This is a genomic window from Prevotella communis (genome assembly GCF_022024175.1).
In the GTDB taxonomy this organism is placed as follows: Bacteria; Bacteroidota; Bacteroidia; order Bacteroidales; family Bacteroidaceae; genus Prevotella; species Prevotella communis.
Genome location: NZ_CP091794.1, coordinates 20,825 through 44,277 on the forward strand (window position 1 = coordinate 20,825; position 23,453 = coordinate 44,277).

At 46.1% G+C, this 23,453-nt stretch carries 20 protein-coding genes; 2 read left to right on the plus strand and 18 right to left on the minus strand.

The window, feature by feature from the left end:
* Window positions 1–3,715: 3,715 nt before the first annotated feature.
* The 17 genes from L6466_RS00090 to L6466_RS00170 form a co-directional block, all read right to left on the minus strand.
* Window positions 3,716–4,150 (minus strand): hypothetical protein, encoded by a 435-nt coding sequence (locus tag L6466_RS00090; RefSeq protein WP_237802449.1) that lies wholly within the window; start codon window positions 4,148–4,150, stop codon window positions 3,716–3,718.
* Entirely contained in the window at window positions 4,150–4,812 is a 663-nt protein-coding gene (locus tag L6466_RS00095; protein WP_237802448.1) for a ParA family protein, read from the minus strand. Before L6466_RS00095 ends, L6466_RS00090 begins: the two co-directional genes overlap by 1 nt.
* Window positions 4,813–4,818: 6 nt before the next feature.
* Window positions 4,819–5,226, minus strand: a complete 408-nt coding sequence (locus L6466_RS00100) for a helix-turn-helix domain-containing protein (protein ID WP_237802447.1) — start codon at window positions 5,224–5,226, stop codon at window positions 4,819–4,821.
* 20 nt (window positions 5,227–5,246) lie between these two features.
* Window positions 5,247–5,507, minus strand: a complete 261-nt coding sequence (locus L6466_RS00105; RefSeq protein ID WP_237802446.1) for a hypothetical protein — start codon at window positions 5,505–5,507, stop codon at window positions 5,247–5,249.
* Window positions 5,508–5,519: 12 nt separating this feature from the next.
* A complete protein-coding gene (locus L6466_RS00110; RefSeq protein WP_371874101.1) occupies window positions 5,520–5,957 on the minus strand; it encodes a helix-turn-helix domain-containing protein in 438 nt (145 codons plus the stop codon).
* A 335-nt stretch (window positions 5,958–6,292) separates the two neighbouring features.
* Window positions 6,293–7,084: a hypothetical protein gene (locus L6466_RS00115; protein WP_237802445.1), complete on the minus strand. Its 792-nt coding sequence runs from the start codon at window positions 7,082–7,084 to the stop codon at window positions 6,293–6,295.
* Between the two features lie 502 nt (window positions 7,085–7,586).
* Window positions 7,587–8,750 carry a site-specific integrase gene (locus tag L6466_RS00120; RefSeq protein WP_237802444.1) on the minus strand — a complete coding sequence of 388 codons (1,164 nt, stop codon included), beginning with the start codon at window positions 8,748–8,750 and terminating at the stop codon, window positions 7,587–7,589.
* Window positions 8,751–8,899: 149 nt separating this feature from the next.
* A complete protein-coding gene (locus tag L6466_RS00125; RefSeq protein WP_237802443.1) occupies window positions 8,900–9,874 on the minus strand; it encodes a helix-turn-helix domain-containing protein in 975 nt (324 codons plus the stop codon).
* A gap of 372 nt (window positions 9,875–10,246) precedes the next feature.
* Window positions 10,247–11,455, minus strand: coding sequence for a leucine-rich repeat domain-containing protein (locus L6466_RS00130; RefSeq protein ID WP_237802442.1), 1,209 nt, complete (start codon window positions 11,453–11,455; stop codon window positions 10,247–10,249).
* A gap of 14 nt (window positions 11,456–11,469) precedes the next feature.
* Window positions 11,470–13,197, minus strand: coding sequence for a leucine-rich repeat domain-containing protein (locus L6466_RS00135; protein WP_237802441.1), 1,728 nt, complete (start codon window positions 13,195–13,197; stop codon window positions 11,470–11,472).
* Between the two features lie 350 nt (window positions 13,198–13,547).
* Window positions 13,548–13,757, minus strand: coding sequence for a DUF3791 domain-containing protein (locus L6466_RS00140; protein ID WP_237802440.1), 210 nt, complete (start codon window positions 13,755–13,757; stop codon window positions 13,548–13,550).
* A 5-nt stretch (window positions 13,758–13,762) separates the two neighbouring features.
* Window positions 13,763–14,272, minus strand: a complete 510-nt coding sequence (locus L6466_RS00145; protein ID WP_237802439.1) for a DUF3990 domain-containing protein — start codon at window positions 14,270–14,272, stop codon at window positions 13,763–13,765.
* Window positions 14,269–14,511 carry a DUF3791 domain-containing protein gene (locus tag L6466_RS00150; protein WP_237802438.1) on the minus strand — a complete coding sequence of 81 codons (243 nt, stop codon included), beginning with the start codon at window positions 14,509–14,511 and terminating at the stop codon, window positions 14,269–14,271. The genes L6466_RS00145 and L6466_RS00150 overlap by 4 nt, the downstream gene beginning before the upstream one ends.
* Before the next feature lie 165 nt (window positions 14,512–14,676).
* On the minus strand, window positions 14,677–15,852 hold the full coding sequence (locus tag L6466_RS00155; protein WP_237802437.1) for an aminoacetone oxidase family FAD-binding enzyme: 1,176 nt from the start codon (window positions 15,850–15,852) through the stop codon (window positions 14,677–14,679).
* Between the two features lie 12 nt (window positions 15,853–15,864).
* Complete coding sequence (rnc, locus tag L6466_RS00160) at window positions 15,865–16,926, minus strand: ribonuclease III (protein ID WP_237802436.1); 1,062 nt, start codon at window positions 16,924–16,926, stop codon at window positions 15,865–15,867.
* Entirely contained in the window at window positions 16,916–18,178 is a 1,263-nt protein-coding gene (gene fabF / locus L6466_RS00165) for a beta-ketoacyl-ACP synthase II (protein WP_237793870.1), read from the minus strand. The genes rnc and fabF overlap by 11 nt, the downstream gene beginning before the upstream one ends.
* A 116-nt stretch (window positions 18,179–18,294) precedes the next feature.
* A complete protein-coding gene (locus L6466_RS00170; RefSeq protein WP_091817650.1) occupies window positions 18,295–18,531 on the minus strand; it encodes an acyl carrier protein in 237 nt (78 codons plus the stop codon).
* Window positions 18,532–18,758: 227 nt separating this feature from the next.
* Between L6466_RS00170 and L6466_RS00175 the strand changes: the two genes are divergently transcribed.
* A complete protein-coding gene (locus L6466_RS00175) occupies window positions 18,759–19,706 on the plus strand; it encodes an aldo/keto reductase (protein ID WP_237802435.1) in 948 nt (315 codons plus the stop codon).
* A 14-nt stretch (window positions 19,707–19,720) separates the two neighbouring features.
* Window positions 19,721–20,533: a pyridoxamine kinase gene (locus L6466_RS00180; protein ID WP_348535149.1), complete on the plus strand. Its 813-nt coding sequence runs from the start codon at window positions 19,721–19,723 to the stop codon at window positions 20,531–20,533.
* Window positions 20,534–20,597: 64 nt separating this feature from the next.
* On the opposite strand, the gene L6466_RS00185 is transcribed toward L6466_RS00180, so the two are convergent.
* Window positions 20,598–23,420, minus strand: a complete 2,823-nt coding sequence (locus tag L6466_RS00185; RefSeq protein WP_237802434.1) for a family 43 glycosylhydrolase — start codon at window positions 23,418–23,420, stop codon at window positions 20,598–20,600.
* Between the last annotated feature and the right edge of the window lie 33 nt (window positions 23,421–23,453).

Below are 23,453 nucleotides of genomic sequence, written 5' to 3' on the forward strand. Positions count from 1 at the left end.
CAGACCATCTGTTCGGTGAAGGGCGGCAACTACAAGGGCTTTGCACGGGCCGACATGTACGACCACTTCGGCGGTTCGGACGTGAGTACCCGCGCCACAAGCCTGTTTGGCGGCTTCGACGGCGGTGCGCCTCCGCAGGGGCAGTACCTCTACCAGCGCAACGGCATGGCGACGGTGAACGGCATCCTGCGCACGGACTCGTTCACGACCATGAAGGTGAACGCCGACTACTGTTACCACCGCGCCACGCACGACATCAGCCAGAGCACGACGTACCTTGCCGACGGCGGCGATTACGTGAACGTGAGCGAACAGACGTCGCCGCTGACGAAGATTCATCTGCCGAAGCTGTCAATGAACTATCTGAAGAACGCCGACCGCGTGTATCTCAGCGAGACGTTTGTCTTGAAGGGAAAGTTTGAGCAGAATGAGGGGGATGTGGTGGCTAATCAGCAGTCGGTGGAGCAGCGACGGAAGACATCATCGTTTGAGTTGGGCAATGAACTCTTCTGGATGGGCAGGACGGAGAAGGGCGCACGGCGACACGTCCATGCCAACGTGTCGTTCAAGCGGACACCGACGTTGCGGCTGTCGTTCAGCCAAGACGGTACGGACTATGGGCAGACGGCGCAGTCCTCTACGCTCAGCATGAACGTCGGCTCGTCGTTCCAAATCCCCATCGGCAAGTCGTTCCGCCTGAATCTGCCCGTCAGCGTGTCCGCAATGTATGACGATTTGGAAACCTATCGCATGGCAACCGGCGACCAAAACGACATTCGCGGCTGGGCCTTCACGCCAACCCTCAACCCCGGCTTCGAGATTCATTCCAAGAACCGCCGCTTCTACCTGAGTGCGGGCATCGGGGCCGCGCTGAAGGGGCTGTACTACAATAAGCTGAACTACACCAAGCCCGTGCTCAATCCCTCGATGGGCATCAATTATACCTTCTCGGCCAACAGCAAGCTGTCGTTCTCGACGGGCTACACGACTTCCATCGGCGACATGATGACGCTGCTGACGGAGCCGATGCAGGTGGACTACCGCTCGGTGCGCACCTCGTCGGGCATCATCGGCGAGTCCAACACGTGGCACACGTCGGGCGACTGGAAGTGGCAACTGCCCATGCAGTACTTCACGCTGAGCCTCGCAGCTACCCACAGCGAAGGCAAGCAGAACACGCTCACGTCGCAGTCGGTCAGCGGCATCGACGTGAGCAGCACGGCCCTGCTCCGCGACTCCCGCAGCCGCTCCACCAGTTTCTCCGCTTCCGTCACGAAGAACATCCCCACGCTCTTTGCCAAGCTCGGTGCCGACGGCAGCTACAGCTTCGGCAGCGGCGAACAGGCAATTTCCTCCTCTATGGGGGGAGGTCAGGAGGAGGCCACCGTCATCGACACCCGCACGAACAGCTACGCCCTACATGGCAACGCCACCATCACCCCCGTCCCCTGGCTCGAACTGCGGTACGACATCAATTACGGGTGGTCGCGCTCGCGCTATTCCGAAGAGAGCAACACTACGACCTCCCTCACCCACAGCGGTGCCGTCCACATCTTCCCCATCGCCACCCTCGACCTCTCACTGGATTACGACCACGTGCGCCGTCAGCTCACCGCCGACCAATACAAGCGCATGTCCCTCTTCAACGCCTCCGCCCAGTACAAATTCAAGCGCCTCGTCCTCCGCCTCGAACTCGACAACCTCCTGAACCAGCGCCACTACGCCTACACCCTCTTCAACGGCATCAACACCTACACCTACGACTACGCCCTCTGCGGTCGCACCGCCCTGCTCCGCGCCACGTTTAAGTTATAAGATAGTTAAAACAGTTAGTAAATAAAAGAAGATCAGTTAAACAAACAAAGTAATTTTTGTTCAAAAGTCCTATAGGCACCTAAGCCCCGTCGCGTCGTGATGACGAGACGGGGCTGTCAAGATTTATTAAATGGTTGCTGCGCAAATATGCGGTCAGTGACCATTTTTGTTAGCTGCTCAAAAAAAGGAATCCGATTTGTACTGATGCCAGATTGACAACGACGGTGCAACATAAGCTTTCTGTTTTCGCTATACTGCTGAAGTTTTTGTTACTATGAGAGGGGCTGTTCTGTCCACAGCATTATCCAGGTGAAACTGCCATTGAAGACTTGCCGAGGGGGTGGCCCCCTCCAATCGAACGAAGCGATGATAGGGGTATTAGGCTGCCCCTCTCTATCGTTGAGTGGACAGAGGCAAGCCTCTGTTGCGTAACGGACTTCGGTTGATGTTTCTTGCTTTCTGCCACATTGCTTGCAAATTGGGTTGGTTAGCCTCCCATGCCTCGAATGTTGGCAGGGGTATTAGGCTACCCATCCTTACCGTCGAATGGCTAACGGAGCGAGCTCCGACGTGTCGGAAACGACTCTCGTAAGCCACGTAAAAATGCTGCGGATTTTATCATCATGCGACGCTTGCGTCGAACAGTGTTTTGAAAAAACGCTAAGCCTAATAAGAGTTAACAGAAATTAACTCGGTTCAGGAGTACAGATTCTGCTGCGCGGAGCAAGCTCGTTTGAAGTATGGGAAAGAAGTTGCCCTGGTATCATCTTGCTACCAGATTTCATTCGTGCAGATGACAGTCGCTTGAAGAGTTTTCATAGTCACTACAAACCCCATTGCTTGCAATTTTATCTGGTCTGTCTTCCAAGTCCCGAATGAGGATTGGGGAATTAGGCTTCCCATGACTTTGAAAAAGTGGCATCGGCAAGCCGATTAGACTGACTGGATAAAATTGCCAGAGATTAATCGCTGCCATTCATGGCCGACCATGTGTGGGAACACCTTCATGCCAGATTCCATGACCTCTGCTTGCAGAATTATCTGGTCAAATCTCCGTCCGATGAAAATCGGAACGGGTAGTGAGCTTCCCGATACTGTAAAAATGTGGCACATGGGCAAGCCCAGTGCCCGTAGGTTTGAAAAATAACTATACAGGTGTGGATGGATGGCCTTGCCAGCGTGTAAGCCTCTACAAAGACTCGAAAATGGCTTCAGGAAGCGTCAAAATCCTTTCGTGGGTAATGACACATCTGGGATGGCAAAACCACGAATTAGAGCATTTCTGAGGCTTCTGGGGCTTTGCTGCTTGAATGACAAGACATCGCATCGGTTTCAGGGCGAGAACATTTCCGACGGCCTACTGTCGCAAATCTTTGAAAGAAGGGAAAAGGAAAATGAGCAATTGGGATGGTGATTGACTGGAAATCTGCTGTGCATCCCAAGCCCAATGCCGTTGTAAGATTTGCTGCGCATTTACCACATCCGTAAAATGCAAGATGGAACCACCCTTTGGTTTCAGACTGTATATCACCTATAGGGCTATACTCAATATGGGTTATACAAATGGCAGCCACAAAAGAGATTGCAGAAACTCCGCTAATGTATAACCGTATATCTATATAAGGCTATACATTGCAAAGCCGTCGCGCCAAATGTAAAGCTATATGCCTATATCCCTGTACATTCATACATGCTATAACCCTATACGGAAAATAAGCCTATACTTGGTATATGCTAATACTGAATATACCCCTATACGTTGTGGATGTGTATATGCCTATAGGCTTATACTCTTTCATAGTGTATAGGTATGCCATCGTTATATGGCTATACAAAAAAATGCAGACACGGAACCAACATTCAGTTCGGTGTCTGCACAAAAGGAGGAATCGTGTAACGGTCAGAAGAGTTCTTCAGACGACTGATTGGGTTCAATCAGAATTGGGCCACGCTTCTTTTCGTATTTGCAAATGCACTTGGTGAACATGCTTTCAACGACAGCCCTTACAGTCAAGTGCTCCTGCCAGGCGATAGCCCTTACCTTTGATATGATGTCTTTGTCACAGATGCAAGAGAAGTGGCCGACCTTATCAGGGGTTGAGCCATCGACACTGACATCGCCTTTTCTCCTGCGTCCACGCTTGCGGACAGGCTTCTCTGCCGTATCAGGTTCATGCTCTTCCTGCATGGGCTGTTGCACGGATAGTGTTTGGAGAACTGCTTCACTCTGCTCCTTAATGGAAGAAGTATCTTCCAGACTATTCTGCGGCTCTGTTTTCTGCTCTGTTGATGGCTTTTTGCCGAAGATTTCATTGAAAGCGTTGTCTGGATCCATTATTCTGCACCTCCTTTCTGCAATTCATTGATAACAGGTTCAAAGGCATACTTGACTGCATTCCTCTGATAGGTAGTAAGCGGAAACAGCGTATTATAGTCGCCGATGACCACGCTGCGCTTTATCCTCGGTGTTATCGTGCCATAGGCTTTCAATTGCTCAATGGCCTTGTCTCTTTCCTGCTGGAGGTGTTCACGCCTTTCCTCGACCGACACAATGCCATTGGGGACGAAGAATATCTTCGCTCCGAAGTGAGCTTTGAATACCTCGCAGAACATCTGGGTGGCATCAAGCGTATCGCTGTCATAATGGATAGGTACTACAGCAATGTCAGCACATGAGTAGATGACTTTGAGGTTCGGGTCAACGAGGTTACCCGGACAGTCAATGATGATGTCGTAGGGCAGTTGCTTCAGTTTCGACATGATTTGCGTCACCTCTTCTGTAGTCCTGCCCCAGAACGTTTCAATCTCCCAGGGCAGACTGGCATCGGGATTATGCTGAAGGTCACGCTTACGATGACGGAACAGGGACTGCTGAAGGTCGGCATCGACTACGGCGACGTTTCTGCCGATATTGGCAAGGTTGGTGGCAAAGACACCACAAAGGGTTGTCTTTCCGACACCTCCCTTTACGTTAGTGTATAATACAATCTTTCCCATAGTTGTTCAGATGATTAGTTGATAAACAAGTTCGTTGTCACTTGACAGGTTCGGCGTTACCTTGTTTCCATGCTGCCAGCCAAGCAGACACTTGATGTCTGTCACGGACGATACATTGCCCGTACTCACCTTGACGAGTCCGTCGGCCTCCAGTTCCTTCAGGAAACGGGTGACTGTACTGCGGTTGCAGTTCCATTCTCTGGCAAGTTCGGAATGCGAAGCACCTACCTGTCCCGTTTGTACGCTGTAGTCTATGCTACGCTTTGTCTGCGTACCGTCGGTTTCTGCGGCATGACGGAGGAGTGAGAAGAAGCGGAACATCCTCTGTCTTGGCTTCAGGTCTTTGGCAAGATTGTCAATGTCCTGTAGCGACAGGGACAGGATGAGCCGTGTTTCAGAATGAGAGTTCTCCATAAGCATACATATTTATATGGTTATACATGGGTTCTCTCAGAACGGGGAACGCTGAGACAGGAGAGGTGCAAGGCAGCTTCCTCCCTTATCTCGTTCTCGGACTTCACCTTCACGTTGCGCACCCAGTCAAGCAAGGCACTCTTCTCGAAGAAGATCAGTTTGCCTGCTGGCTTATAGTAAGGAATCTGTGAGAAGTGCGTCATCTTGTACTTCTTGCTGCGTAGATACTTCATCTGTTCCTCGGACAGAATGAAGCAGTAATGAATTTTATGCTCGTTCATAATTGCTTGATTTTAGATTTTATCCCCGTCAAATGGTTTTGCAATAGGTTGACGTCGTCGAGCTGAAGCTTCATCGTTCCAACTGGACTTGTTCGGCTTGCGCTTGTGCGATGCAAGGATGGCAGCGTTCTGCTCCTCATCCGTCAGAGGGATGGGATTCTTGCGGTTCGCCTCCAGCCACTTGTCAATCTCGTCAAGGTAGATGACCCATCGCTTGCCAGGTTTGGAACCTGGGATTTCCCTGTTTGCGAGTTTCTGGTAGATGGTCGCAAGGGGAATGTTGGTGTACTCGGCAACCTGCTCTGGTGTGACAGGGCGGTGTCTGTTCTCTCTCTGCTGAGTTGGTCTGTTCTGAAGGTTCAGCAGTAACTCCTTCATGCCCGACACTTCATCCCGAAGTTCGGCAACGACCTGCGGAAGGTCATTGAACGTTAATTCCTTATTTGTCATTTTACAACACGACCCTTTAGTGGAATCGTGCTGCAAAGGAACCCCGTTACGAATCGGAGGGCAAGCCACAGTTTTATAACTGGTGCGTCACGAAACAATCACGCAGTAGAGCCTTCTTTTTGGCTGTTATTAGTGGATAAAACAAGAATCTGACGCGTCATTTTGACAATATTGAACATGTAAGTATAATGAATGACAATTGGGATTACGGCTGTTTTTAGGGGTAAGATTTCAGCGCAAAAGGGCATAGGCACAACAGGACCACACCAAGTTCGGTTTCTGATGTGGCTCCAATATGTGATGTCTAAGTATTGATATAGGAGAGGTGAGAAAGTTTATCTTCTGTCTTTCTCTACGCCCAGTTGTGAAGGGATATGGAATAACAATCCGTCTTCTCCCTGAATGTCACAATGTATCTGGTCGCTGTTGGATGTGACTGTCAGATTCCTGAGTGTGCTATGTGACAATGGCTCTCCACTGGCTGTCACACACAATGAAGCAAAACGACGCTCGATATAACAGGCGCAATCATCGTTGCTGTAAACCTTGCCTTTGCCAAGTCCCAACCTTATGGCAATGCTCCAGACAAGATGACGGACATCGAAGCTACTCAGTTTGGTCTTGAATCTCTTCCACTCAACTTCAGGGCGGTAGTCGTGATCCATCGCGAATCTCAACAGGTCTGTACAGAAATCGTCCATGTCTTCCTCATATACAAATGGAGACATGATGTATAGAAGGTATTCATGAATGGTATCCAGTTTCTTCTTCTGGCTTTCTGCCTGACTCTGATAGAAGTCATCAATGCCTTGTTGATAGGTCGAGCTGGCAGAAGCAGCCGAAACAGTTGATGGATTATTGACAGGATTGTTTCCTTCTATAACCTTGGTATCTGAAACAGCTATCTCTTCGTTTAGCTCTACTTCGGTTATGTTATTGGAAAATGCTTCAACACAACCGACAGGGTTTATATCCTCTGGTTCATTAGCAAACGATTTTGCCTCCAAAAGAAAAACAGGTGCTTGCACATCTTCTTCGTGAGGATTGCTATTCTCCATAGTAACCTTGTCCTTGGTTTTCCTCGTCTGAGCTATTCCCACGAAAGCATACTGCACAGCCATGTACATTGACCATAGGATTATTACAATAATCAAGTAGATGATAGATACAGGAACGATGCCATCGGGAAGATTTGAGTCTGCCCACTGACAAAGTGGAATTGAAAGAAGAAGTACTGCAACTCCCGGCAGTATTCTTGTGGAGATCCATTCGAGCCGGATGGAAGCCTCACGTGAAGTGATTGAAGATGGTGAATCTATTTTCATTGTCTTTATGTGTTATTGTTCGTTGTTTCAGAAATTGTGCTGCAAAGTTAAGAAGATTTTTGCACATGGCGTATAGTCTTTTCGTCTGTAGGCCAATGATTTATGTTTATTTGTGAATCATACTTGAAGTGAGTATGATTTTCACATTTGGCCTTTTCCTCCTTTTTCTCCGTTGTTTGATTGCCCTACAAAGGTATAACGAAAAATGAGAGCCAATCCTGTTGGTTCCCATTTTCCCATGTGTGTGACCTGAAAAAAGCTTCTTTGGTTTCATTTCTCGAAGAAATAGAACCAACAAATAGGTTTAGCCCTGCCCGACGACTTTCAGTTGCGGAGTTATCTTTGGCTTCAACGTGATGCGGTTGACCGACTCGCGCTTGCTCTCGTCAGCCATGTTAGCATAAATCTGAGTGGTTTCCACATTTTTGTGTCCGAGCATGTGCTGGACGGTGTAGATGCCTGTTCCTGCATCAACCTGCAAGGAGCCAAAGGTATGACGAGCACAATGGAAGGTGATGTGCTTGGTGATACCTGCAGCCTTCAGCCAGTTCTTCAAGGAGGTGCCTGTCATCTTGTCCTTGAAGTCGGGAAAGACTTTTGCATCGGGTTCGTATTCTCCGTCGTAGAAGCCGATGAGTTCAAGAGCCTCTTCGCTGACGGGGTTGTTCACAAGCTGCTGAGTCTTCTGCATACGCACAGTGATATACATGCCTCCATCTCCGTATGGCTGAATCTTCTTCCACGTCAATGCCTTAACGTCGCTCTTTCTGAGTCCAGTCAGACAAGAGAAGAGGAAAGCCTTTTTCAACACAGGTTCCTTGCAGTCTGTATTGGCAAGGCTGACGAGCTCAGGCTGTGAGAGGTGTTCCTTCTCCGTAGGAATAGTGTCTATTCTGTCAAGGAAGCCATTGGGATTCTCCTTGATCTTGTGGTCGCGGTAGGCTGTGTGGAGCACGGCGCGGAAGGTTGACCAGTAGCCTGCAATGGTGTTGGTGTGCAGCTTCTGCTTCTTGTGGATGGTCTGTGGAGCGGTATAAAGGTACTCCTTGAACTTGTTGCACAGGTCAACGTCTATCTCCCCGAAAGTGCATTTGCCTTCGCAGAAAGTTTCGAAATGCTTATAGACGTTCTGCCACTTGGTGTTTCTGGCATCGGCCTTTTTCTTGAACCATGCGAGGAAGTTGCCTTTTTCCTTCTCTCTGTCGAAGAAGTCGTAGCGTTCGTTCACGATGCTCTCATAGCGTCGGCAGCGCAGTGCCTCGGCTTTTTCCGTCATGCGCTCGTTATAGTCACGCTCGCGCTGGTTCTTGGGCTTGGCAAAGATGTAGATGCCAAGCGACTCATGTCGCTGTACCTTCATGGTTGACTCATCCCTGTAGCCGGGGTAGTAGTCAAGGTAGAAGCTCAGCTGCGTACCTTTCTTTATCTTACGCGTACGCAAGGTTACTGTCTTACAAATGTTACTCATACTTGTATGAAATTTGTTTTGTTAATAATCGAAGGCTATGCGTCTCATAGCGGGTGCAAAGTAACTGCGTGATGAAAGTGTGACCAAAGCACCTTTTCATAACTCATGGATAATTGTACTTTCACGCAGTTGATGCCTATTATTGGGCGTTATTGGAGCCTGTAAGCCCCGAATTGTGCCAGTCTGCTTGCCATTATTCGGTCTAATTCCTCCTTGACGATGAGGTTCTGCACACCGACTTTCACCTTCGTGAGGTTGTTCGTCTTGACCATGACACAGATGTTGCTCTTGGTCATGCCGTACTTCTCGGCAGCTTCGGCTGTGGTGTAATAGGCATCACTCGCCTTCAGGTCGGGACGGAAGATGTCATCCAGATGTTTCTTTGAATAATAGGTCTTGCCATATTCTCGCTTGGTGGGAATATGGCGACGGTAGGCTTGGGTGCGCAAGGATTCCTTGGTCGTGGAATAAAGTGTTTCTGCCTCATCCGTTGTCAGCCATTCTGTCAAGGCTTCTATCTCAGCGGAAACTCCGAAGAGTGCATCCATGTGCTTTCGGCTATAATAGTTTTTGCCTGCAATCTTGCACACAGGTATGTTGTTTCTCTTGGCTGAAACATAGAGCCATGACTTCTTAACCTTGTAGGTTGCCATAACGTCCTCGCCAGAGATGTATTCAAGTGGTTCAATGTCTTGAAAAGAGTTCTCTTTCCTCGTTGACTTACTTGAATCATGTTCCTTCTTCAACGAAAGGGAAGAAGGATTCTTAGGTTTGGATGTTGGCAAGACACGATGATAAGGATTTCCTGCAAGCATCTTTTCAATGTCTGCCTTGCGGATGAATGCCATCCGGCTGCTGATTCGGGATGCAGGAAGTTTACCCTCGTTTACCAACTTGTAAACGTACTGACGGGAGCATCCCATAAGGATGGCAGCTTTGGAGAATGTGAGATACTCCTGGCTGGCGATGTCTATAACAGGCTGGACAGCCTTCAAAAAGTCCTGTTGCCTCTTCTTGCGCTGAGCCTTTGCCGCCTCGGCACATTGTTCTGAGCAATACCTCTGCGAGCCGCTGTTACAAGTGAACTCCTTTCCGCAGAAGGCGCATTTTCTTGTCTTTCTCATTTGACTCCTTTTTATGTGGTTTTACAATCAATTTCATGCAAACCGCCACGGAGTGAACTTTCGTCAATCATTGACACCCATTGTCAACTCATTCCACGATGTCACGTTCATCAAGTGAGGTCACTTCCTTGCTCCTTTCCCTCTCGTTCTTCAGTCAACCGTTGTCCACTCTTGTCAACCTTTGTCAACCCTGTCCATGAGATGGCAAAATAAAAGCCCTCAAAATTCTCCGCGGTAGAAATGCGTTGCAAAGGTAAGCGGATTTTTGAGAACTACCAAAAAGCAAGCCCGAAGTGTTAAAATCTAAAAGTAGTTGATATACAGAGATTTATCTCTATATGTTTTTCATTGTTTGTAGTTGTTTAGAGGTCTCTAAATACAACTATGAAATGCTCCAGGACCGATTACTGTTACTGTATTTGGGATAGTTATTGAATTTAATGAAACGCACATATTAAAAAGATTACTTTCTATCGTAGAAATACTATCTGGCAATATAATACTTATTAAATTCGAACAATTTGAGAAAGCTGAATACCCAATACTTGTAATGCCGTTTGGTATCTGTATCTTCGTTAATCCTGTACAACCATTAAAGGCACTATTTCCAATGGATTTAACATTTTCAGGAATTAGAACGGATTCAAGACTTGAACATCCACAGAAAGCATTATTAGGAATATTCGTTATTCCTGTACTAATTGATATTTCTGTCATATTCCAACAATATGCAAATATATAATCCTCCATATATGTTACGCTATTGGGAATATGGAAAGACTTTAATTTAAAGCAGTCATAAAATGCATAATTAAATATTCTTGTAAGACTATCGCCCACAATAACACTTTCCAAGTTTTCACATTCTTCAAAAGCATGTCCGCCAATATAATTTGCATTATGAATATCAATGGACTTTAATTGTGAGCACCTGTAAAATGCCCTTTCACCAATACCTTTGATTCCATCATGTGTAATTACCTCCTCTAGACTATAACACTCCTGAAATAAATGTTCATTAATAAAAGAAAGGTTTTGAGGAAGTATAATAGACTTTAATCCTGTTCTACAAAAAGCATCCTGTCCGATAGAAAAAACATTATCAGGTATCTCAATGGATTGCAAAGAATAACAATTCATGAAAGCCGCATCTCCAATGGAGTCCAAACTGCTAGGTAACTTCAAAGAGACAATACCGCTACAATAAGCGAAAGCTAGTTGTCCGATAGTCGTAAGACCATTCCCAAAATGTACATTTTTTAGGTTATTACAATTATGGAATGCTTCATTATGAATTCTTGTAACACTATCTGGTATAGTAACGGCTACTAATTCCTGGCATTCCATAAAGGCCTGATAGCCTATTGACGTGACATTGTATGATGTACCATTATAGCTAATGGTAGATGGGATGGTTACAGAACTGAAATATTTGTTTTCACCTGATGTTACCATCGCCTCATGTGTATCTTCTATTAGGTTATAATAAATACCATCAACCTCTGTATCATAGGCATATAACTTACAGCCTACAAAACATAGAAGACCAAGAAGGAAAATTTTATAATATAATTGTTTCATATGGCATTAAGATTTTATTTCATGATTACCTTTTTTGTTGTTCCGTTGTTCATACGAATTATCGTGAGGCCGTGTAAAGGTGTATTCCGTCGTTGGCCATTGGAAGAATAAAACACTTTATCTATGTGCTTGCAAGTTTCAATATCCAAAATGCTTGTAGGATTCTTGTCTCCGTTTATTGAATAAAGATAGCATTGCCCTGTTTCAGCATATTTTCCTTGATAATTTAGTAAATTCCCATAAACGACAACTTCATCACCTACTTTTATTTGGACATCACCTTCTTGCCATTTTCTATTCTCAATATAGTTGGTGCGATAGATATAGAACTGGTTTTTCTCAGAACCATCATTTGAAATCCAGAATGTCGCATTTCCATACCTACTACTAAATGGATCATTTATTTTCGATATAATTCCTTTGATGTAATAGCTGTCAGAACTCGTCTCGTTAGCAGCTAATCCAATCGTCATTGCTTTTGCTTCTATAGCATTAAACGGTCTGTCAATACTCCCATCTGGTAGTTCTACCTCTACGATATTTTGAAACTTGCTCCACCCTGCTGTAGTTTGATATTTCTCTTTTGTTCCGATAGGTACATTGAGGGAGGCGGTAATAGGATTATTAGAATCTCCTAAGAGCTGAAATGCAGATTCATCAACAGCAAATGGGTTTAGGATATTAGAAGTAATTTTGGTTAGTTCTGTACAGCCTTCGAAGGCATTGCTACCTATACTCTTCACAGAAAGTGGGATGGAAATACTTTTTAAAGCAAAACATTGCTGAAAAGCACGCTCACCAACACTAGTTACGCTAATTGGAATATCTAAATCAGTCAAACCACCCCCCCAAAAAGCACCATTACCAATTGTAATTACCCCAAGAGGAATTGTCATGTTGGATATGTCCCTAAAACTAGAAAACGCATAGTCACCGATTATATCTACACTTTGTGGAATTATTGTGTTCTTACAACCACTTAATAGTGTCTTTGTGCTTTTTTCTATGATAGCATTGCAATTATCCCGAGAGTCATAATTCGGATTATCGTCTTCAACGATAATCTTTTCAAGGGCATTACAGCCATCTAATAAAGCGCCTCTGATTTCTGTTACATTTTTGGGTATGACAATTTCCTTCAGTTTTTCACAACCACCAAATGCATCAAATCCTATAGAGGTCACACTGTTAGGAATAATGATTTCTGTAACATTTGTACAATATTCGAATGCATAAGCATCAATGGTTGTTACATGATTTCCTATTATTATTTCTGATAGACCTGTGCAGCGATAAAAAGCTGAATAACCAATAGTCGCTACATTATTAGGTATAATAACATTCGTAAGCCCTGTACAGCTATCAAATGCTTTTTTACCAATAATAGTTACACTATTAGGGATTATTATACTTTTTAATCCGCTACATTTCCTAAAAGCCCAATCTCCTATGGTAGTGATGGTATTAGGAAGTTCGATATTATTTAGGTCTTCACATCCCTCGAATGCAAGGTTTCCAATGACAGTTACGGAATAGTTATTTCCATTATAAGAAATGGTAGAGGGAATAGTAATAGAACCAGAGTAAGAATGAGATGTAACCTCTGCTGTTTTATCTGATGAATTAAGATTGTAGTATATGCCATCAATCTCGACATTCTGTTTGTCATAATAGGCGTAACTATTGTTGCCAACTATACAAAGGAGGCAAAATAATAAAAGTCTTAGGTAGAAGTTCTTCATATAATTAAGGTAAATTAAAAAGGACGGAACTGCTCTGAAACCTTTCCGCTCTAAGGGTACCGCCAAGCACCGCACGTATAGAAAAGCACGAACAATTCACGTCCTAAGACGTGAACCTTCCATCGCTTGTTCTCATACGTTGAAATTGGCGGTTTCTTAGAGCAAGAACAAGGACTTGAAGTCCAAGTTATATCAAAAGTATTCTAAGAGCAGAAACGCTTAGTTAATAGTTTTAATTAATTATCTCTGGGGACGCATGGATTAAACCAAAAATTATCCCCAATAATAGCGTTTCGCTTTATTCTTTATTATCTCATAGGCAGTACTATTTGATGGGTTTATAATATGAGTTATTTATTATCATTTCTAATCTCTGTCAAGATATCATCTAATATATATTGGTCACTCATTAATTGTAGACCGTAACGCGCATCGGCAAGCATCTCTGCTGTCTTTGTAGAATAGTACAAATCAAGAGCCCGCTCAGCATCTATATGCAGAGTCTTTGCCAACATCATAATGATATGGCTTTGTTTACGCCACAACACGTTATCTCTCATAGCTGCTACTCTTTTGTGCTAATTGTGATACTCTTTTCAAATATCAGATAGTTGTCTATCACTTTTTGATTGATAAAGCATATTTGGTGGTTCACTTTTTTATAGCGAAGTTGTCCAAGAGCTTGTTCTGCAGTAATGATACCTTTTTCATAATCTTCAACAGTATCAATGACATTATCATTAGCTACGCCACCTTCCACAATATCATATTGTTTCCAAGCCGTTTTTCCTTGGCGACAAGCTACAACGTAGTCCAGCCATTCCAAATTGTATTCCTCGAATACCTTGAAACGTATACCATCAGCTTTAGCGCTGTCGAGATTAAACTTATATTGACTGATTATCGGTGTTGTCGCTCTACCCTTCCTGCTCGCAATAACAATTGCCCATGACTCTGCTTGTTTCTTTATCTTTGTAGCATAAAAACCAAGGCCAAAGTCCAGATTATTTCTTCCGACCTTTGCCAGTGGTTGTGGTACAACAACATCTGAGCCATGATAGAGAGTAATAGTCATAAGCTTCTTTGCTCTATTTCCCAATTATTTAATGTTTCCAGAGTATCATCAGCCACCCAATCTATACTTTGCGTATGCAGCATATCATAGTGAGTGAGCAGGCGTTTATGTATAAGTCCCTGTGCCTTCAGACGATCATGCATTATCTTGCCTGAAGTTTGCGCTTTCTTTGCACTAGCCTCAATAGCCATTACTGCAAAATGGATTTTCTTATATGTTTTTGTTTCTGTCAATGACATTAATTACCTGATTAAAAAAGGTTCTATAATAGATGTAATTACTCTTTGCTTGCAAAATTACGAAAAAGTTTTAAATAAACAAATAATTCGGACTTTTTTCGTTATTTTACTTATACTGACCTGTTGTAATAGGCCTTTGCAGCTTTTTTATGGATTCCCCAATAATTAACAACTATGTTCTGCTGCAATGGCAGTGGCAACGGCATAGGCGGTGGTCCAGGCAGCCTGAAAATTGAAGCCTCCTGTGACGCCGTCGATATCGAGCACCTCGCCAGCGAAATATAGGTGGGGATGCTCACGGCTCTCAAGTGTTGAGGGGTTGACAGAGGCGAGGTCGATGCCGCCGCAGGTGACGAACTCGTCCTTGAAGGGTGCACGACCTGCTATCTGATAGGTATCGTTGATGAGGCTGTTGGTCAGACGATTCAGCTCCTTTTGGTTGAGACTTCCCCAGGGGGCATGCGCTCTGCCTGCAAGGGCTTTCTCCGTGAGGTAGTTCCACAGGCGTTGAGGCAGGTCGAAAGGACGCATGGAGGTCAGCTGCTTTTGCGCGTACTGTCGGCAGAAAGACAGCAGTTCCTGTTGTACCTCGTTTTCCTTTAATTGGGTCCAGTTCACAGAGAGCGGCATCTGATAGTTGTTCTCACTAAGCAGACGTGCTGCATAGCTGCTGAGGCGTAGGATACACGGGCCACTCATGCCCCAGTGGGTGATGAGCAGAGGACCAGAGGCGCGCATTTTAGTGCCAGGAATCATGGCGGTGGCCTCTACAACGGTACCCATCAGATCTCGCAATGCCTGCTCTTCTATATTAAAGGTGAAGAGTGAAGGGACGGGAGGGATGAGAGGTGAGAGATGAGAGGTGAGAGATGAGTGGGAATTCATGCCACCTGTGGTGATGGCGATGAAGTCATAATCAGAGAGCTCATCAAGACTATTGATGCGACTGCCTGTCTGGATGGTCACGCCAAGACGACGCGTCTCATTAAGAAAGAGGTTGATGATGGTTTGTGAATCCTGCGACTGTGGGAAGACACAGTGGTCTGGCTGCGTAACAAGTTTGACACCTCGGCTCTCAAACCACTGGTAGGCATCGCGATGGTCAAACTGCTTGAAGAGACGTTTCAGTAGGCGATGGCCTCGCGGATAGACGCTCTGCAGGTCCTTGACCTCCTCAAAGGAGTTGGTACAGTTGCAGCGTCCGCCACCAGAGATCTTTACCTTGGCAAGTACGTGGTGCGAGGCCTCAAGGATGGTAACGTCCATCTGTGGACACATCTCCTTGAGATTGATGGCAAGAAAGAATCCTGCCGCACCTCCACCGACGACTGCTGTCTTCATATAACTTTCGGATTATGACTCATAGGCTGCGGCCTCGGCAGCAGCTATGATCTCTTCGCGAGAGAGTTCCTTGGGCTGGTGTGTGATATCTGAGAGATCGAACTCATTGTCTAATTGTGAATTGAGATCTGAGAGTTGAGAGGTGGGATTAGTTTTGCTGTTTTCGTTTTCAGAAGCCTGCTCGTCCTGAAGGTTATCATACCTCTCAGTTTTCAGTTCTCCATTCTCAGTTGAGATAATAAACTCCTTCTCTTTCTCCAAATCAGGTGCAATGGCTGTGGGTTCCTCTTCCATCTTGGTACGCTCAGACTTAGCCTGGAAGATGGCGTCAATGAACTGTGGCTCGCGACGGAGGCGCTGCAGAGTCTCTTGTGAGGCAGCCTGTTGCGCTTCCTTCTTGGAGTAGCCTTTGCCCTTACCACCTTCTACGCCCTCTATCTTGACGAGGAAGCCAAAGATGGGTGACCCCTCGTTGTCCTTGTCTTCTTCCAGAATCTCAAAAGCCATCTTCACCCGGTTTTTCTGGGTCCACTCCAGCAGTTTCGACTTGAAGTTCACCTCTTTATAAGCCACCTTGTCGATATTGACCATCTGAGCCAGAATACGTGTCTTCATGAAACGCATCACGGCATCATAGCCCTGATCCAGGTAGATAGCGCCAACAAGTGCCTCGAAGGCATTACCAGCCATATAACTGTTGTGTGAACGCTTGGAGGTGTTGCTCTGGATGAGTTCGGTGAGTCCCATCTCCTGAGCCAGTTTTCCCAGGGTCTCACGACTCACCAGCTTAGAACGGGTATTGGTGAGGAAGCCCTCACGCTTGTTTTCGAAATGCTCGAATACAATATGTCCCACCACGGCATCGAGCAGGGCATCGCCCAGAAATTCCAGTCGTTCGTTATTCAGGGGGCGACCCTTGTCATTACGCTGTCCGCTACTCTTATGGGTCAGCGCAATCTTATAATACTTGATATCGTGGGGATAGAAGCCAATGATGGCGTGAAGAGAAGAAAAAAGCTCCTTCTCCTTGCGGAAAGGGAGCTTTATACGGTCGATGATATCGTTAAGCCTCATACTTCTTGAATACCACACAAGCGTTGTGACCACCAAAGCCGAACGTATTGCTCAGACCGGCGCGTACAGTACGCTTCTGTGCCTTGTTGAAGGTAAAGTTGAGGTTATAGTCAATCTCAGGATCTTCGTCACCGTCCTCGTGGTTGATGGTGGGAGGAATGATGTCGTTCTGGATAGCCAGCACAGTGGCCATAGCCTCTACGGCACCAGCAGCACCCAGCAGGTGACCAGTCATTGACTTGGTTGACGAGATATTGAGCTTGTAAGCTGCATCACCAAATACTTCCTTGATAGCCTTTGCCTCAGAGATATCACCAACGTGGGTAGAAGTACCGTGTACGTTGATATAGTCGATATCCTCAGGCTTCATGCCAGCATCCTCAAGGGCGTTCTGCATCACCAGCTTAGCACCCAGACCCTCAGGATGAGAAGCTGTGATATGATGTGCATCAGCACTCATACCAGCACCAACCATCTCTGCATAAATCTTGGCACCACGAGCCTTAGCGTGCTCCAGTTCCTCGAGAATCAAGCAACCAGAACCCTCGGCCATGACGAAACCGTCGCGACTGGCGCTGAAAGGACGACTTGCCTTCTCGGGCTCATCATTGCGGGTTGAAAGGGCGTGCATAGCGTTGAAACCGCCTACACCGCTCTCGCAGATAGCTGCCTCGGCACCACCAGCTACGATGACGTTGGCCTTACCCAAACGAATCAGGTTGAAGGCGTCAGCCAGTGCGTTGCTTGAAGAAGCACAGGCAGATGAAGTGATATAGTTGGGACCATGGAAGCCGTACATGATAGAAATCTGTCCGGCTGCGATGTCGGCAATCATCTTAGGAATGAAGAAGGGATTGAACTTAGGACCATCTGCACGATGAACACCATAATAGGTAATCTCGTCCTCGAAAGTCTTAATACCACCGATACCTACACCGTAAACAACACCGATGCGGTTCTTGTCGATGGTTTCCAAATCCATCTTGCTGTCCTCAACAGCCTGCTTGGCAGCAATCAGGGCCAGCTGTGTGTAGCGGTCCATCTTGCGAGCCTCCTTGCGATCGAGGAAGTCGTTTACGTTGAGGTTCTTCACCTCACAAGCAAACTTTGTCTTGAAGTTGGTTGTATCGAAAGATGTGATAGGGGCTGCACCACTAACTCCTGCAAGGAGATTCTTCCACATTTCTTCGGGGGTGTTTCCCACAGGGGTGACTGCGCCAAGGCCTGTCACAACCACTCTTTTTAATTCCATAACTCTAATTTAAGGGAATAGTGAAAAAAGAAAAGTGAAAAATTTGCTACCGCACTCCAAGTTATGGTGAAGTAAGGCGGCAGCAAATTCTTCACTCTTCACTTTTCCTTTTTAATTTATTTTGCGTTCTCTTCGATATAAGCGATAGCATCAGCAACGGTGCCAATCTTCTCTGCCTTATCGTCAGGAATAGAAATGCCGAACTCCTTCTCAAACTCCATGATGAGCTCAACGGTATCCAGTGAATCTGCACCCAGATCATTGGTGAAACTTGCCTCGGGCTTTACTTCTGCCTCGTCAACACCCAGTTTGTCTACGATAATAGCCTTTACTTTGCTTTCAATTTCTGACATAATTTTTTTCCTTTTTTAATGTTAATATTCAATCTTTTTACGATAATCTTTTCGAAAATCGGATGCAAAGTAACTCATTTTCTTTCAATTACGCAAACTTTTTACTAAAAAACTGCCCTTTGTGTGCACACACAGGGGGTAAATGTGCAATATTTTATTCTTTTTTTTGGTTATTTTTACACTTTACCTACTTTTTTTATAACTTTGCACACAAATTTTTATTGTCTATGGATAAATATTTTGCAGACCCGCTGCGTTATGATGGCGGAATGAAGTTTGAGAGGTGCGGACGCTCTGGTGTTATGTTGCCAAAGGTATCGCTGGGATTCTGGCATAACTTTGGTGGTGTGGACTCTTACGAACGTTCCAGAGAGATAACGCATTATGCCTTCGATCATGGTGTGGTGCACTTTGACCTGGCTAATAACTACGGACCTCCTTATGGTTCTGCAGAAGAGACGATGGGCCGGCTGATGGATGATGACTTCGCGCCTTATCGTGATGAGCTCTTCATCTCTACCAAGGCAGGTTATGATATGTGGCCTGGTCCCTACGGCAATTGGGGATCCAGGAAATACCTGATGGCTTCGCTCGACCAGAGTCTGAAGCGTATGCACCTGGATTACGTGGATCTTTTCTATAGTCATCGTTATGACCCTGAGACACCTCTGGAGGAGACACTCCAGGCTTTGGTGGATATTGTGCGTAGCGGAAAAGCCTTGTATGTAGGTATCTCGCGCTGGCCCTTGGAAGCCACAAAGTTTGCTGAGCAGTACCTGCGTGAGCGCGATGTGCCCATGCTGATTTATCAGGGTCGCCTGAATATGCTCGACCGTGCGCCTCAGGAAGAGGGTATCCTGGATTTCTGTGCTGAGAAGGGTATTGGCTTTATCTCGTTCTCGCCTTTGGCTCAGGGCTTGCTGACTGACCGTTACCTGGATGGTATTCCTGCGGATTCACGTATGTCGAAAGGGAAATTCCTGAAGGAGAGTATGCTGACAGAAGAGTTGTTGGCAAAACTTCGCACTTACAACAAACAAGCCCTGGAGCAGAATAAACCTTTGTCGCAGATGGCATTGGAATGGATTCTACAACAGCGTGGCGTTACCTCTGTATTGGTAGGAGCCAGTAGTGCTCAGCAGTTGCAGAAAAACCTGCTTTGTGTTAATTCATAGTTGATAGTTGAAAGTTGAAAAAGGTTCTTTTAGTAAATGATGTTGCAGGATATGGCAAGGTGGGTATGGCCGCCATGCTGCCTATTTTGTCGTATATGGGTATTCCTGCATTTAATCTGCCAACGGCATTAGTGTCTAACACCCTCGACTATGGTGATTTTGCCATGCAGGACACCACAGCGTATATGCGCCAGACCTTGCCCGTCTGGAAAAAGCTGGGTTTCCGTTTTGATGCTATCTGTACGGGTTTGATGTTCAGCGAGGAACAGTCGCGACTGGTGGCGCAGTTCTGTAGGGATCAGGCCGGACAGGGATGTACCATCTTCGTGGACCCTGTGATGGGTGATGGAGGTAAATTATATAATGGTATAGGCGAGAACCAGGTGCGACTGATGCGTGAGATGGTCAGCGTGGCACATCTGATATTCCCAAACTATACGGAGGCCTGTCATCTGGTAGGAGAACCTTTCAAGCAGGATGGCTTGACGCGTCGCGAGGCTTGCGATTTGCTGGATAAGCTGGTGAAGTTGGGCACGCGCTCTGCTATCATCACCAGTTGCTTTATCGACAACAAGAATCAGGTGTGTGGCTATGATGCTGCTACAGGCAAATACTTCTTCCACGACTACGACGAGATTCCTGGACTGTATCACGGCACAGGTGATATTTTTTCTGCTGTGCTCATTGGTCATCTGATAAAGCAGGAGTCACTCTCTGCCAGCACCCGTCAGGCGATGGACGTAGTACGAGAAATGATATACCGCAACCGCGATGTGGAAGATCGCTGCTGCGGTATATTTATTGAGCGTTGTCTGGATTTGCTGTAAGGAATTGACAATTCTTGCGTCCCTTCGGTAGCAAGCGACCAAAGGTCGAGCGGATAATTGATAATTAGCGTACCAGTATCTTTTTACCGTTTCTGATATAGAGTCCACCTCTTCGTGGATTCTCTATGCGGCGTCCCTGCAAGTCGCAGATAATATCATTTTTACATTTTTCAATGATTACATTTTCCTCAATGCCAGTTGTCTTACCATTCATGTTGCTGCGATCAGTCATCTGTTGTAGCGCCATAACATCCAGCAGATTGAGCACGCGGTCGTAGACAATCACATCGTCAAGACGTACATCGGCAGAACCCCAGAACGAGCCTTTTCCTAACCACAGTTCATCACTTGAAGCCATGAGGTCGAGTATGAGGTTATAGTCGAAGCCTTGTTTGGTGGTGGCTTCTTTTCCATTGAGCGACTCCTTGTATTTATCCGTCGTCTTGTTGCCGTTTACATAGATAGTGATGCCACCTGATGAAGAATTGACAGTACGCGAGAAGGTGATGGTCACCATATCCCATTTGCCTGGTGTCAGTTTGCCTGTCTTCACTGTCTCAGGGTGGTTGATATCTACATAATTGCCACTACCATTATTAAAGCCTACATACAGATTGCCTGTCATATAGAGGCGCTGGCCGTTGTTCTCCATACCAAAGAGCGCATCCCACAGGTTATCATCTGTACGCTTCACGAAGAACGAGATAGTGGCACCATTAGCGAGGTCTTTTCCCTTTAGTGGGTTGGGAATGGCTACATAGCTCTCCTTACCATTGGCACCAAAGTTCAGATGGACGGTATTGCCATTACGCAACAGTTCCGTATCGTCAACAGCAGGAGCGACAGCAGTACCGTTTTTCTTCAGCAATGCTTTTTCTGATGGGTTCAGTTTGTTGGCCAGCTCTGCATCATCAAAATCGTAATGAGCCAGCATACCATCGGCCCAGGTCGTATTGCTGTTCTTGGCATTTTCCTCTGAGAGGGCTTTGACAACGAATGCCTCTTGCCAGAAATAATTACCACAGATGAGACGGGCTGTCAGCGTTACTTCCGTATCCTCTGCGAGTCCCAGGGGATAGTATTTGCCATAGTTGTTGATCACAGCCGGATTGCTGCTGGTCCATTCAAGAGTGGTCTGGTCGCCATAGAGCGGCATACTGCCATAGAGGTCAACGTTCTGCTTGATATTCTTGTTATTGCTGACAGGCAGTTTCTGTGTCTTGACCTGATAAGCTAGCTCATACTTAGGATGCAGTTTATAGGCCCATACACTTACGCCACCATTACTTACAGCAGTAATTGCGACAGCATGCATGTTGGTATAGTCCATCGTCTCTTCATACACCACTCCATAATAGATACTGTTGCCTAGCGTCAGTGTGATGTAGTGTGTGCCCTGATCGATACTCCATGTGCCCGTTTTACTGCCTGTGACAGTACCATCAGCCTTTAATACGATAGTGACAGGTTCTACCTGCTCCAGATTGTTATGGTCGTTGGGGTATTTATGAACCAGCAGTTGGTAGGTGCCAGCTATCTCATCTGTGGTGAAGGGTTGCTTGGTGGTGATATCCGTATTGGTGATGGTCTCGCCGTTATATTCAAAGGGTGATGCCACCAGCCAGCCGTTCTTGTTTTGGAACAACTGGTGAACACGCACCTGATGACCTTCGTTGTCATCCTTATTGTCATTACAGAAGCGGGTGTGGTAAATCAGGTAGGTACGATCATCTGGAGCAGCAATCACGGAGTTGTGACCCTGTGAACGCTCACCTTGCGACATATAGCCCCAATGACTATAGGGACCCATCAGTTTCTCACCACGGGCTGTGGCGTTAGGACCATAGTTGAGGCTATAACTGGGGAATACAGCACTACGTGTACCACCATCAGTATAGGGACCGTCAGGTTTCTTAGAACGGAATACGCGCATCTCGTAACCACCCTTCTGATCCAGGAAACCATAGCTCATAAACAGATAATAGTAGCCTCCAATATACTCTATATAGGCACCCTCGCCAGATACGTAGTAGCCTCCAGCTATGCGTTTTCCAAAATAGGGGTCGCCACTGGCTACAGAATAGGTCACGTCATAATCCCTCAGACCTGTCTCCTCATCCAGTTCCAAGATGAAGATGCCACCACTCCAAGAGCCGTAGGCCATCCAGAGCTTACCTTCCTCGTCATAAAAGACACAGGGGTCAATATTGTTGGGCATACTGGCTTTCGTGGTGCTTGCCCACGGACTGTTATAGCGTGTGGGTAGGGTAGTCATGGTGCCAAGTACCAGTTCTACGTCTGTATCCTTGAACGAGTGACTGCCATTATCAAAACCGCTGATGACCACAGGTGCCTGATACTCGTAGGGACCTTCAATATTATCTGATGTGAGCAGGATGATACTGGAGTGCCATTTATCGCCGTTCACACTCAGATACTGACACCATTTCTGCATCACGGGGTTCCAGATGACATCAGGAGCCCACATATTGCCGTTGATATCATAGCTGGCATCCGTACGTGCTGCCCATTCCTTGGCATTGAAAGCAGGCAGGTCGACCTCTACGCCACCTTTCTTCACCTTTGTCACCTTAGGCGTTACAAAAGCATTCTCGTTGCTGGCATTATTGTTACTGCCTACCTTCCAGGGCGACGTGAACCACGTCCAGTTCTGCAGGTCAGTGGTATAAGCCTGGGCACGATGCGAACCAAAGATATAGTAACGTTTACTGTTAGGTTCATACACCACCGATGGGTCGTGCACGCTCTGTCGCTTTTTAGAGACTGTCTTGTAGAGCGATTTTGCCTCAGAGGTTGTCAACTCTGTCTGTGCGCTGGCTGATGTTCCAGTCAGCAATGCCAATAGTAAGATGTATAATTGCTTCATTCTATAGTTGTAGTTTTTAGTAACCTGAGGGCA

What these genes read in the sequence shown, in the direction of transcription:
- L6466_RS00115 (WP_237802445.1), bottom strand. Translation starts at nt 7,084, where the DNA reads ATGTACATGGCTGTGCAGTATGCTTTCGTGGGAATAGCTCAGACGAGG.
- L6466_RS00130 (WP_237802442.1), bottom strand. Translation starts at nt 11,455, where the DNA reads ATGAAACAATTATATTATAAAATTTTCCTTCTTGGTCTTCTATGTTTT.
- L6466_RS00135 (WP_237802441.1), bottom strand. Translation starts at nt 13,197, where the DNA reads ATGAAGAACTTCTACCTAAGACTTTTATTATTTTGCCTCCTTTGTATA.
- L6466_RS00170 (WP_091817650.1), bottom strand. Translation starts at nt 18,531, where the DNA reads ATGTCAGAAATTGAAAGCAAAGTAAAGGCTATTATCGTAGACAAACTG.
- L6466_RS00090 (WP_237802449.1), bottom strand. Translation starts at nt 4,150, where the DNA reads ATGGATCCAGACAACGCTTTCAATGAAATCTTCGGCAAAAAGCCATCA.
- L6466_RS00140 (WP_237802440.1), bottom strand. Translation starts at nt 13,757, where the DNA reads ATGAGAGATAACGTGTTGTGGCGTAAACAAAGCCATATCATTATGATG.
- fabF (WP_237793870.1), bottom strand. Translation starts at nt 18,178, where the DNA reads ATGGAATTAAAAAGAGTGGTTGTGACAGGCCTTGGCGCAGTCACCCCT.
- L6466_RS00100 (WP_237802447.1), bottom strand. Translation starts at nt 5,226, where the DNA reads ATGGAGAACTCTCATTCTGAAACACGGCTCATCCTGTCCCTGTCGCTA.
- L6466_RS00150 (WP_237802438.1), bottom strand. Translation starts at nt 14,511, where the DNA reads ATGTCATTGACAGAAACAAAAACATATAAGAAAATCCATTTTGCAGTA.
- L6466_RS00120 (WP_237802444.1), bottom strand. Translation starts at nt 8,750, where the DNA reads ATGAGTAACATTTGTAAGACAGTAACCTTGCGTACGCGTAAGATAAAG.
- L6466_RS00155 (WP_237802437.1), bottom strand. Translation starts at nt 15,852, where the DNA reads ATGAAGACAGCAGTCGTCGGTGGAGGTGCGGCAGGATTCTTTCTTGCC.
- rnc (WP_237802436.1), bottom strand. Translation starts at nt 16,926, where the DNA reads ATGAGGCTTAACGATATCATCGACCGTATAAAGCTCCCTTTCCGCAAG.
- L6466_RS00185 (WP_237802434.1), bottom strand. Translation starts at nt 23,420, where the DNA reads ATGAAGCAATTATACATCTTACTATTGGCATTGCTGACTGGAACATCA.
- L6466_RS00095 (WP_237802448.1), bottom strand. Translation starts at nt 4,812, where the DNA reads ATGGGAAAGATTGTATTATACACTAACGTAAAGGGAGGTGTCGGAAAG.
- L6466_RS00105 (WP_237802446.1), bottom strand. Translation starts at nt 5,507, where the DNA reads ATGAACGAGCATAAAATTCATTACTGCTTCATTCTGTCCGAGGAACAG.
- L6466_RS00175 (WP_237802435.1), top strand. Translation starts at nt 18,759, where the DNA reads ATGGATAAATATTTTGCAGACCCGCTGCGTTATGATGGCGGAATGAAG.
- L6466_RS00125 (WP_237802443.1), bottom strand. Translation starts at nt 9,874, where the DNA reads ATGAGAAAGACAAGAAAATGCGCCTTCTGCGGAAAGGAGTTCACTTGT.
- L6466_RS00145 (WP_237802439.1), bottom strand. Translation starts at nt 14,272, where the DNA reads ATGACTATTACTCTCTATCATGGCTCAGATGTTGTTGTACCACAACCA.
- L6466_RS00110 (WP_371874101.1), bottom strand. Translation starts at nt 5,957, where the DNA reads ATGACAAATAAGGAATTAACGTTCAATGACCTTCCGCAGGTCGTTGCC.